General features: G+C 71.1%; 3 protein-coding genes. All 3 read left to right on the top strand.

Annotation, left to right across the window (positions count from 1 at the left end):
• Positions 1–15 precede the first annotated feature (15 nt).
• The 3 genes from D7Y04_RS23825 to D7Y04_RS23835 all read left to right on the top strand — a co-directional run bounded on the left by D7Y04_RS23825 (position 16) and on the right by D7Y04_RS23835 (position 11829).
• A complete protein-coding gene (locus tag D7Y04_RS23825; protein WP_304988638.1) occupies positions 16–9348 on the top strand; it encodes a non-ribosomal peptide synthetase in 9333 nt (3110 codons plus the stop codon).
• A 34-nt stretch (positions 9349–9382) separates the two neighbouring features.
• A complete protein-coding gene (locus D7Y04_RS23830; protein ID WP_121760800.1) occupies positions 9383–11044 on the top strand; it encodes a class I adenylate-forming enzyme family protein in 1662 nt (553 codons plus the stop codon).
• A 74-nt stretch (positions 11045–11118) separates the two neighbouring features.
• A complete protein-coding gene (locus D7Y04_RS23835) occupies positions 11119–11829 on the top strand; it encodes a cupin domain-containing protein (RefSeq protein ID WP_199749722.1) in 711 nt (236 codons plus the stop codon).

Genomic DNA, 11829 nt, shown 5'->3' on the forward strand with positions numbered 1-11829 from the left:
CCCGCCTTCCTGGAGCTGCTGTCCCAAGAAGGCGTGACGGTGCTCAACCAGACGCCCTCGGCCTTCTACCAACTGCTGGAGGCGGACGCGCAGCTGAAGCTGCCCCTGGCCCTGCGAAGCGTGGTGTTTGGCGGCGAGCGGCTGGACTTCCAGCGGCTGAAGCCCTGGTACGCGCGGCACGAGGCGGACGCGCCACTGCTGGTGAATATGTACGGCATCACCGAGACCACGGTGCATGTGACGCACCATGCGGTGAGCCCGCGTGACGTGGAGAAGAGCGCGAGCCTGATTGGCGTGCCCATTGGAGACCTGCGCGCGTACGTGCTGGACGCGCGGCTGGAGCCGGTGCCGCCGGGGGTGGCCGGGGAGCTGTACGTGGCCGGGGCCGGGCTGGCGCGCGGGTACTTGAGGCGGCCGGAGCTGACCGCGGAGCGCTTCATCCCCAATCCGCATGGAGACGCGGGCGAGCGGATGTACCGCACCGGAGATGCGGCGCGCAGGTTGGAGGACGGCAGCCTGGAGTACCTGGGGCGGCTGGACGAGCAGGTGAAGGTGCGTGGCTACCGCATCGAGCTGGGAGAGATTGAAGCGGCGCTCTCCTCGGTGCCCGGTGTGCGGCAGGCGCTGGTGATGGCACGCGAGGACCGCCCCGGCGACAAGCGGCTGGTCGCCTACGTGGTGCCGAGCACGCAGGAAGAGGACGCACAGGACCGCTACGCGTTGCCCAACGGCATTCGCATCGCCCACCTCAACCAGCACGAGACGCGTGCCGTGTTCGAGGAGATCTTCGAGGAGGAGGTCTACCTGCAGAACGGCATCACGCTGGAGGACGACTGCGTGGTGTTCGACGTCGGAGCCAACATCGGCCTGTTCACGCTGTTCGTGCACGACCGCTGCGCCCGCCCCCGCGTCTACTCCTTCGAGCCGGTGCCGCCGGTGTTCGACGTGATGGCCCGCAATGTGGCGCTCCATGCGCCGGGCGCCACCGCCATGCCGTTCGGCCTGTCCAACCGCGAGCAGACCACCCAGATCCACTACTACCGAAACATGTCCGTCAACTCGGGCCTGTACGCGGATGCCCGGACCGAACGGGCGCTCACCGAGCGGTTCCTGAGGAACCAGTCGGAGGAGTCGGGCTCCTTCCTGGACGAGCTGCTGGAAGGCAAGTTCGAGGCCGAGGTCCACTCCTGCCGCATCATCACGCTGTCACAGGCCATCCGCGAGACCGGCGTGGAGCGCATCGACCTGCTGAAGCTCGATGTCGAGAAAAGCGAGCTCGACGTGCTGTCGGGCATCGAGCCCGGCGACTGGCCGAAGATCCGCCAGCTGGTCATCGAGACGCACGACATCGACGGCCGCGTCGACACCATCCGCCGTCTGCTGACTGGCCACGGCTTCGGCTGCGTGGTGCACCAGAAGCGCGCCATGCAGGGCACGGGCGTCTACCAGCTCTATGCCGTGCGCGACGCGCGGACCCACGCCGACGGGCGTGCCGCGCCGCACGTGGGCCTGCTGCAACGCCGCGCGGCGGCGCCGTTGGCCGAAGCCGAGCAGATCGCCGGCATGAACCAGGTGTTCGACCAGATCTACGGCGAGACGGCCACGCCGGACGACCTGACCTTCGACCTCTCGGGCTGGACCAGCAGCTACGACCGCCAACCCATCCCGGCCGCGCAGATGCACGAGTGGGTGGACCAGACGGTGGCGCGCATCCGCGCGCTCGAGCCGGAGAGGGTGTTGGAGATTGGCTGCGGCACCGGCCTGCTGCTGCACCGCCTCGCGCCGTCGTGCACGCGGTACTGCGGCACCGACCTTTCGGGCGTGGTGCTGGACAAGCTTCGCCGCGGCCTGGACGCGCGCGAGCCCATGCCCTGTGAACTCTCGCTGCTGCAGCGCCCGGCGGATGCGCTGCGCGACCTGCCCGGCGGGCCCTTCGACACCGTGGTCATCAACTCGGTGGCGCAGTACTTCCCGAGCCTGGCCTACCTGGAGACCGTGCTGGAGGGCGCGCTCGGGCAGCTCGGCGCGTCCGGCCACGTGTTCGTGGGCGACATCCGGCACGCCGGACTGCTGGAGCTGCTGCACGCCTCCATGGCCCTGCACCAGGCCGAGCCGGACGCCCGCGTCGGCGAGCTGCGGCAGCTCGCGCTGCTGAACGCGCGCCGCGAGGCCGAGCTGCTGGTCGACCCGGCCTGGTTCTTCGCGCTGCGCCGACGCTTCCCGCGCATCAGCGGCGTCAACGTCCTGCCCAAGCGCGGCCAGGTGGACAACGAGCTGACGCGCTTCCGCTACGACGTGGTCCTCTCCGTGGGCCAGGCCGCAGCGGAGCTCGTGCCAGACTGGCAAGGCTGGGAGAGCGAGGAGGCCGTGCGCCAGCGGCTCGCGCGCGAGGCGCCGCCGTCCCTGGCCGTGCGCGACATCCCGCAGGCGCGGCTCGCCTCGATGCGCGCGGCGCAGGGACTGCTGCACCGGATGGCCGATGAGGCGACGGCGGCCGGGCTCGCGCGCGAGCTGGACGCCCAGCCCCTGCCGGGCGTGGACCCAGCGCGCCTGGAGGCGCTGGCCGCCGAGCGCGGCTACACCGTGCGTTTCGCGCTCGCCTCGGGCAACGAGGGGGGGCTGCACGCGGTGTTCCTTCGTGCGCCGCGCGCCATCGACTGGTCGGCCCTGTACCCGGCGGCGGGCGCGGATGCCGCGTCGCTGCGCGCACTGGCGCACGAGCCGTATCTGGAGGAGCGGCAGGCCGGGTTGCAGCACACGGTGCTGGAGCGGCTGCGCGAGCAACTCCCGGCCTACATGGTTCCGGCGCACGTCGTCGTGCTGGACGCGCTGCCGCTCACGCCCAACGGCAAGGTGGACAAGAAGGCGCTGCCCGCACCCGACCTCACGCGCGGCGAGGCAGGCTACGTCGCGCCGCGCACGCCCATGGAGGAGGCCACCGCGCGCATCTGGGCGGAAGTGCTGGGCCTGGACCGCGTGGGCATCCACGATAACTTCTTCAACCTGGGCGGCCATTCGCTGCTGGCCACGCGCGTGATTTCCAAGGTGCGCGCGCAGCTGGAGGTGGAGCTGCAGCTGCGCGCCCTGTTCGAGGCACCCAGCGTGGCCGAACTGGCCGCGCGCATCGAGGCCGGGCGCGGCACGCGCCAGCGTGTGACGGCGCGCATCGAACCGGTGCCGCGCCAGGGCACGGCGCCGCTGTCCTACGCGCAGAACCGCTTCTGGTTCCTGGAGCAGTACCAGCCCGGAGTCCTGTCCTACAGCATGCCGGTGGCGCTCACGCTGTCCGGTGCCTGGGACTCACAGCGCCTCGCGCGCGCCTTCGACATGCTGGTGGCGCGCCACGAGCCGCTGCGCACCACCTTCACCCATCGCTCCGGCGTGCCCGAGCAGGTGATTGCGCCACCAGCGCCCCTGCACGTGGCGGTGGAGGACTTCAGCGGGCTCGGCGCGGCGCAGGCGAACGACGCCGTCGCGCGTGGGATTCGCGAGGAGGCGGCCACGCCCTTCCACCTGGAGCAGGGACCGCTGTTCCGCGTGCGCCTGCTCAAGGCCGCCGAGGGCGAGCACGTGCTGCTGCTCACGCTGCACCACATCCTCTATGACGGCTGGTCGTTCCGGGTGCTGATGGAGGAGGTGATGCGGCTTTACGACGGCCTGCCGCTCGCGCCGCTGCCCATCCAGTACGTCGACTACTGCGACTGGGAGCGCCGGCGGTTCAGCGGCCCGGCGTTGCGAGAACAGCTCGATTACTGGAAGGAGCAGCTCGCGGGCGCCCCCGACCTGCTGTCGCTGCCCACCGACCGGCCGCGTCCGGCGGCCATGACCTACCGCGGGCAGGTGCACCGCGCCGCGCTGTCGCCCGCGCTGACGCGGCGCCTCACGGCCCTGGGTGGCGCCTCGCGCGCGACCCTGTTCATGGTCATGGCCGCGGCGTTCAAGGCGCTGTTCCACCGGCTGACGGGACAGAACGAACTGTGCCTGGGCAGCCTGTCGGCGAACCGGTCCTACGGCACGGAGAACCTGATCGGCATCTTCGCCAACATCGTCACGCTGCGCAGCACGGCCCGCGAGGACAGCTCGTTCGCCGACGTGCTGGACGCCACCTCACGGCAGGTGCTCTCGGTGCACGAGTACCCGTTGCCGTTCGAGCTGGTGCTCAAGCATCTGGTGGCCAGCCGCGACGCCTCGTACCTGCCCTACGCGCAAGTGGTGCTCAACTTCTACGACGACGCGGAGCTGGGCGGCGCGCTCGATGACTTCACCTCGGCCGAGGGCCTGCGCATCGCCAGCCGGCCGAGCGCGCTGGGCGTACAGGCCGACTTCGAGATCAAGGTCGAGATGCGCATGACGGGCGACCGGCTCTCGGTCGACTACGTCTACAACACCGACCTGTTCGACGCCGCGACCCTCGCGCGCTGGCACCACCACCTGGAGTGCCTGGCCGAGGCCGCATGCGACGCGCCTCGGACGCGCATCTCGAGGCTGCCGCTGCTGGATGGGAAGGAGCGCGGGACGCTTCTGGCGGCGTGCAACGCGGCGTCGCGGTACGCGGTGGACGGCACGCTGCAAGGGCTCTTCGAGGCGCAGGCGGCCCGCCGGCCCCAGGCAGTGGCGCTCACCCACGAGGGCCGCTCCCTGGCCTACGGCGAGCTCAACGCGCGGGCCAACCAGCTTGCGCACCACCTGCGCTCCCAGGGCGTCGGGCCCGACGTGCTGGTGGGCCTGTGCGCCTCGCGCGGCTTCGACTTGCTGGTAGCAATGCTCGCCATCCTCAAGGCCGGCGGGGCCTACCTGCCGCTGGACCCGGACTCCCCGGCGCAGCGGCTGCTGGGCATGCTCGACGACGCGCGGCCCGCCCTGGTGCTCACCCAGGAGTCCTTCGCGGAGCGGCTGGCCGGCGCGCGCCAACCCCTCTGGTGCCTGGACCGGGATTGGCAGTCGGTGGCGGGCCTGCCCGACGCCAACCTCCCGCCCCTCAGCGGCCCTGGGCACCTAGCCTACGTCATCTACACCTCCGGCTCCACGGGCAAGCCCAAGGGGGCGCTGCTCCAGCACGACAACGTGCTGCGCCTCTTCCAGGCGACGTCCCAATTCGCCTTCAGCGAGCTCGACGTGTGGAGCTTCTTCCACTCGCTCGCCTTCGACTTCTCCGTGTGGGAAATCTGGGGCGCGCTGCTGTATGGCGGGCGCGTGGTGGTGGTGCCCGACGCTGTGAGGCGCTCACCTCCCGCCTTCCTGGAGCTGCTGTCCCAAGAAGGCGTGACGGTGCTCAACCAGACGCCCTCGGCCTTCTACCAACTGCTGGAGGCGGACGCGCAGCTGAAGCTGCCCCTGGCCCTGCGAAGCGTGGTGTTCGGCGGCGAGCGGCTGGACTTCCAGCGGCTGAAGCCCTGGTACGCGCGGCACGAGGCGGACGCGCCGCGGCTGGTGAATATGTACGGCATCACCGAGACCACGGTGCATGTGACGCACCATGCGGTGAGCCCGCGTGACGTGGAGAAGAGCACGAGCCTGATTGGCGTGCCCATTGGAGACCTGCGCGCGTACGTGCTGGACGCGCGGCTGGAGCCGGTGCCGCCGGGGGTGGCCGGGGAGCTGTACGTGGCCGGGGCCGGGCTGGCGCGCGGGTACCTCAGGCGGCCGGAGCTGACCGCGGAGCGCTTCATCCCCAATCCCCACGCGGAAGCCGGCGAGCGGATGTACCGCACCGGAGATGCGGCGCGAAGGTTGGAGGACGGGAGCCTGGAGTACCTGGGGCGGCTGGATGAGCAGGTGAAGGTGCGCGGCTACCGCATCGAGCTGGGAGAGATTGAAGCGGCGCTCTCCTCCGTGGCCGGCGTGCGGCAGGCGCTGGTGATGGCACGTGAGGACCGCCCCGGCGACAAGCGGCTGGTCGCCTACGCGGTCTGCGAGCCCGAGGCCCGCGACGCGGCGCAGTTGCGCGTGGCGCTGCAGGGGACGCTTCCGCACTACATGCTGCCCTCGCACATCGTGCTGCTGGAGCGCCTGCCGCTCACGCCCAACGGGAAGCTCGACCGCAAGGCGCTGCCGGCGCCCGACCTCGGGGGTGAGGAGCGCGTCTACGTCGCACCGCGCACGCCCACCGAGGAGGCCGTGGCCGCTATCTGGTCGGACGTGCTCCAGGTCGCGCGCGTGGGCGCACAGGACAACTTCTTCGAGCTGGGTGGCCATTCGCTGCTGGCGACGCAGGTGGTGGTGCGGCTGCGCGACACCTTCGGCGTCGAGCTGCCGCTGCGCACGCTGTTCGAGACGCCGCACCTGGGTGCGCTCGGCGCGGCCCTGGACGCGGCCCGGCGCGAGGGCCAGGGGCTGAACGTGCCACCGCTCGCCGTGCAGCGCCGTCCCTCCCGCCTGCCGTTGTCCTATGCGCAGGAGCGACTGTGGCTGTTGGAGCAGATCGAGTCGCTGGGCGATGCCTACAACATCACGGGCGCGGTGCGCTTCGTCGGCGCGCTGGACGGCCAGGCCTTCGAGCATGCACTGGCGGAGATCGTGCGGCGCCACGAGGCGCTACGCACGCGCTTCGCGGCCGACGACGAGACCATCGAGCAGCTCGTCGAGCCGCCCGGTCGCTTCGAGATGGAGCGCATCGACCTGTCCCCGTTGCCGGCGGCGGCGCGCAAGGAAGAGGCGCGGCGCGCCATTCACGCGGCGACGGGCAGGCGCTTCGACCTCGCCAGGGGGGCGCTCTTCCATGCCGTGCTGCTGCGGCTGGCGCCGGAGGAGCACATCGTCGTGGTGGTGATGCACCACATCGTCAGCGATGGCTGGTCGCTGGGGGTGCTGATCCGCGAGCTGGGCGCGCTGTACACCGCGTATGCCCGGGGCCTGGAGTCGCCGCTGCCGGAGCTGCCGGTGCAGTACGCCGACTACGCCTTGTGGCAGCGCGGCTGGCTGCGGGACGAGGCGCTGGAAAAGCAGGTCGCCTACTGGAAGCACCGGCTCGCGGGCGCTCCGGCCGCGCTGGAGCTGCCCCTGGACCATCCACGCCCGCCCGTGCAGAGCTTCCGGGGTGCGAGCGTGTCGTTCGCCCTGCCCAGGGCGCTGACCGGGCAGCTGCAGGCGCTGGCACGCGGCCAGGGCGCCACGCTGTTCATGGTGCTGCTGGCCGGGTTCCAGCATCTGCTTTCGCGCTGGAGCGGACAGGAAGACATCGTCCTCGGCACGCCCGTGGCCGGCCGCACGGACCGGCGCACCGAAGGCCTCATCGGCTTCTTCGTCAACATGCTGGTGCTGCGCACCGACGTATCCGGAGACCCGACGTTGCGCCAGCTGCTGGCACGGGCCAGGGAGACAGCGCTGCAGGCCTACGCGCACCAGGACCTGCCCTTCGAGAAGCTGGTCGAGCAGCTCAACCCCGTGCGCGACCTCTCCCGCCCTCCCCTCTTCCAGGTGATGATCAACTCCTTCCTCACCGAGGATCCGCCGGGCTCCCTGAGCCTGCCGGGCCTGCGCACGGAGGTCCTGGACAGTGACGAGGTGAGCGCGCGGTTCGAGCTGATGCTGCGACTGCATGGGCATGACGACGAGGTCGTCTGCCAGTTCGAATACGCCACGGACCTCTTCGACCGCACGACCATCGAGCGCTTCGGCACGCACTACGTCGCGCTGCTCGCGGCGGCGGTGGCCGAGCCAGACCAGACGTTGTCCGGCTTCTCGCTGTTGGGCGATGCGGAGCGGCACCAACTGCTGGTCGATTGGAACGCCACCGCGTCCGGGCCGGAAGCCGACTGTCTCCACCGGCAGGTGGCGCGGCAGGCACGGCATGCCCCGAATGCCATCGCTCTGGCCTGGGATGACGAATCCCTGGGCTACGGCGCGCTGGACGCGTGGTCGAACCGGCTGGCCCGGTACCTGGGCACGCTGGGCCTCGCACCCGAAAGCGTGGTGGGCCTGGTGATGCAGCGGTCGCCGGCCACGCTCGCGGCCTGCCTGGGCATCTTGAAGGCGGGCCTGGCCTGCCTGCCGCTGGACCCTGCCCATCCGCCCGAGCGCATGGGCGAACTGCTTGCCCAAGGCGCGGCGGCGCTCGTGCTCGGCACGGACGGCTACGCCGATGCGCTGGCGCGAGACGCCTGCCCCGCGCTGGACCTGACCGGGCTGGAGGAGCGCATCGCGGCCTTGCCGGACACGCCCGTGGACAGGGTGACGCACCCTGGCCAGCTCGCGTGCCTGGCCGTCGCCTGGGATGCGTCCGCCGTGGCAAGCCTGCTGATGCTCACGCACCGCGGGCTGGCGAACCAGGTGGCCCTGATGGCGCGGCACCACGGCGCCGCGGGCGCGCCACACCCAGAGGCCTTGGGCTTCGAGCCGTCCGTGCAGAGCCTGCTGCAGCCGCTCGCCACCGGCGCAAGGCTGCTGCTCGCGCCGCGGGAGGAACCGGCGGAGGCAGCCGCGCCCGAGGACGTGAGCCTGTACGGCATGGCCAGGCTGCCGGCGGACGCGCAGGGGGCGCGGATCGGCCTGCCCGCGCCGGGGCTGCGCGCCTACATCCTGGACCGGCGGCTGATGCCGCTACCGCCGGGCGTGTATGGCGAGCTGTACGTGAGCGGTGCCGAGTGGGCGCGCGGCTACGCGGCACGGCCGGACCCCACGGCACGAGACTTCCTGCCATCGCCCTTCGTGGAGGGCGAGCGGCTCTACCGCACGGGTGAGCTGGCGCGCCGGCGCGCCGACGGCGCTCTGGAGCTCCTGGAGCCGCCGCGACGGCTGCGCATCGCCGGTAGCTGGGTGGAGCTCCGCGAGATCGAAGCGGCGCTGCGGATGCATCCGCGTGTCGCGCAGGCGGTGGTGGCCGCACACGCGGACGCGCAGGGCCAGCCACGACTGATCGCCTACGTGGTGGCGGATGCCGCCATGCCCGCCGCTGCGGCGGACGCCGAATGGCGCGCCTCGCTCGCGCGGCGGTTGCCGCGGCACATGCTGCCGTCCGCGGTGGTGGTGATGAACGCGCTGCCGCGCACGCCGCGCGGCACCGTGGACTGGAAGGCCCTGCCAGCGCCGGGCGGCGGCGCGGAGTACGTGGCGCCGCGCACGCCCGAGGAGGAGAGCCTGGCCGCGATCTGGGCCGAGGTGCTGGGCGTGGAGCGAGTGGGCGCGCAGGACAACTTCTTCGACCTGGGCGGCCATTCGCTGCTGGCCACGCTGATGGTGGCGCGGCTGCGTGAGGCGTTCGGCGTCGACCTGCCATTGCGCACCCTGTTCGAGCTCCGCACGCTCGCGGCGCTGGCCGAGTACGTCGCCAACGTGCGCTGGTCCGTGCAGGGGGCGCCGCCGGGCGCCGCCGAGCAGGACGCGAACGGCGAGGAGGAAGGCATCATATGACCCCGTGGAGCAACGCAATGCCGGGAGGAAACCCATGAGCGATATCGCACCTGCCATCCCGCCGCTGTCGCGCCACGCCGCCGCGCGCGACTACCGCGGCCGCGGTCCGGAAGAGCGGTTGATCGAAAGGACCACGCTGCCCCAGGTCCTGGCGGGCATACCGGCACACGGAGGACCGTCGCTCACCTGGTACGAGGCGGAACGGCGCGTGCTGCACTTCGACGCCGCCGAGCTGCCGCGCCAGGTCCGCGCGCTCGCTCACTGGTTCGCGCGTGGGCACGGCATCACGCGCGGCGACCGCGTCATCGTGCTGTCCGCCAACAGCCCGGAGGCCTTCGCCACGCACCTGGCGCTGATGTCGCTGGGCGCGGTGACCGTGCCGGTGAGCAACACCGAATCGCCGCGCGTGCTGCAGCTCATCGCCGACAAGGTCACCCCCCGGCTCGTGGTCACCGGCCGCGAGGTGTCGGCGGAGCTGCTCGCGGCCAGGCCGGGCGGCATGGTGGCGCTGCCGGCCCTGCCGCTCGCGGCCGACGGCGACGCGGGCTTCGAGTGGCCGGCCCGCGACGTGATGCCCGACGAGCCGGCGGTCATCCTGTTCACCTCCGGCACCACCTCCGCGCCCAAGGGCGTGTGCCTGAGCCACTACAACCTGCTGGTCAACGCGGAGGGCCTGGCGCGGGTCCATGACCTGGCGCGGCGCCGGGTGCACATGTGCGTGCTACCGCTGTTCCACGCCAACGCGTTCGGCTTCTCCATGGTGGCCTCGCTCTACGCGGGCAGCCATGTCGTGCTCAGCGCCGGCCTGCCGGGCGCGGCGGTGTGGGACATCCTTCGAACGGAGCGCGTGGACGTCATCTCGCTCGTGCCGGAGATCATCCGCGTGCTCTCGCGCATGCCGGTGCCGCGCGACACGCTGCCCGACCTCAAGTACGTGACCTCGGCCGCCGCGCCGCTGCCCAAGACGGTGGCGCGCGAGTTCGTCGACAGGACGGGCATCCCCATCCATCAGGGCTACGGCCTGAGCGAATGCGTGAACTTCGCCGCCACCATTCCCTGGGATGCCCCGGACGCCGACCTGGAGCGCTCCATGGGCCACTGGGCGGTGCCGAGCATCGGCCCGGCCCTGTTCGGCTGCGACATCGACATCCGCCGCGCGGACGGCTCGCCCGCCGGCGCCGAGGAGGAGGGTGAGATCGTGGTGACAGGCCACACCCTGATGCGCGGCTACTGGGATGCGGAGGACGCGACCGGAGCGGCCCTGGGCGAGGGCGCGCTGCGCACCGGAGACCTGGGCTTCTTCGCCCTGGTCGGCGGCGAGCGCTACATCTTCGTCACCGGCCGCAAGAAGGAGATCGTCATCCGCTACGGCGAGAACCTCTCGCCGCTGGCCATCGAGGCTGAGCTGGAGGCGCTGCGCGCCGTCGGCCGCTTCGCCGTGACGGGCTTTCCCAACGAGGCGGCGGGCGAGGAGATCGGCCTGTACCTCGTGGTGCCCCGCACGCCTGACAACGAAAGAAAGGTGCTGGACGCGGTGAAGGCCTGCTCCGTCCGCTACCGGCCGCGAGTGGTCCTGTTCGGCGCCGACCCCATCCCGGCGACGCCGACCGGCAAGGTCAAGCGCGCAGTGCTGGCGCAGCGGTTCCAGTCCTACGCAAAGCGCAACTTTGGCAGCGAGCCCGTCGTGGGCCCCTGACACCCCAGGCCATCCCTCCTGATTCCAGCGCGGTCCGAAGCACCGTCCCCTTGCCTCAACCGGAGCAACACCTCATGCACGCCGTTCGCCAAGACAGTTTCATTCCCTTTCCGCTCGCGCACGGCCTGCTGGCGGACATGAAGGACGACACGTTCTCCACCCAGCTTTGGGCCTGGACGCAAGACCGGCTGAAGCTGCCGGCCGGCGCCACGCACATCGGCTACGTCTACGACGGTACGGTGACGCTGGAGCACGCCGCCGGCGAGTTCAAGCTGCGCGGCGGAATGTATTTCTCCGCGCCCGGCGAGGCCGTGGTGCACGGCAACGGCCGGGGCATCGCCATCTCCCGGCTGGGCTATGACGGCTTCTTCCAGATTGGCGGTCCGGTGGAGGCGCGCGGGCGCCTCAAGTACATCGACGGATGCACCGACTCGCTGCTGATTCCGCCGGTGATGATGGGCGACGCCTGCTTCAACCTGCTCTACTTCCCGCCCGGCATCGATCAGACGCAGCACACGCATCCGTCGATGCGCGTGGGCATGGTGATTCGCGGGCACGGCGAATGCGTCACGCCCACGGAGATCATCCCGCTCATTCCGGGCCGGGTGTTCGTCATTCGCGCCGAAGGCCCGCACTCCTTCCGCACCACGGACTCCGAAATGTCTGTGGTCGCCTACCATCCGGACAGCGACTTCGGCCCCACGCACGAAGCGCACCCGATGATCAACCGCACCATGGTCAATGGCCTGTCAGCCCGTCTGATTGACGAGATCCGGACCAAATGA

The sequence above is a fragment of the Corallococcus sp. AB038B genome (assembly GCF_003668955.1).
GTDB lineage: Bacteria > Myxococcota > Myxococcia > Myxococcales > Myxococcaceae > Corallococcus > Corallococcus exiguus.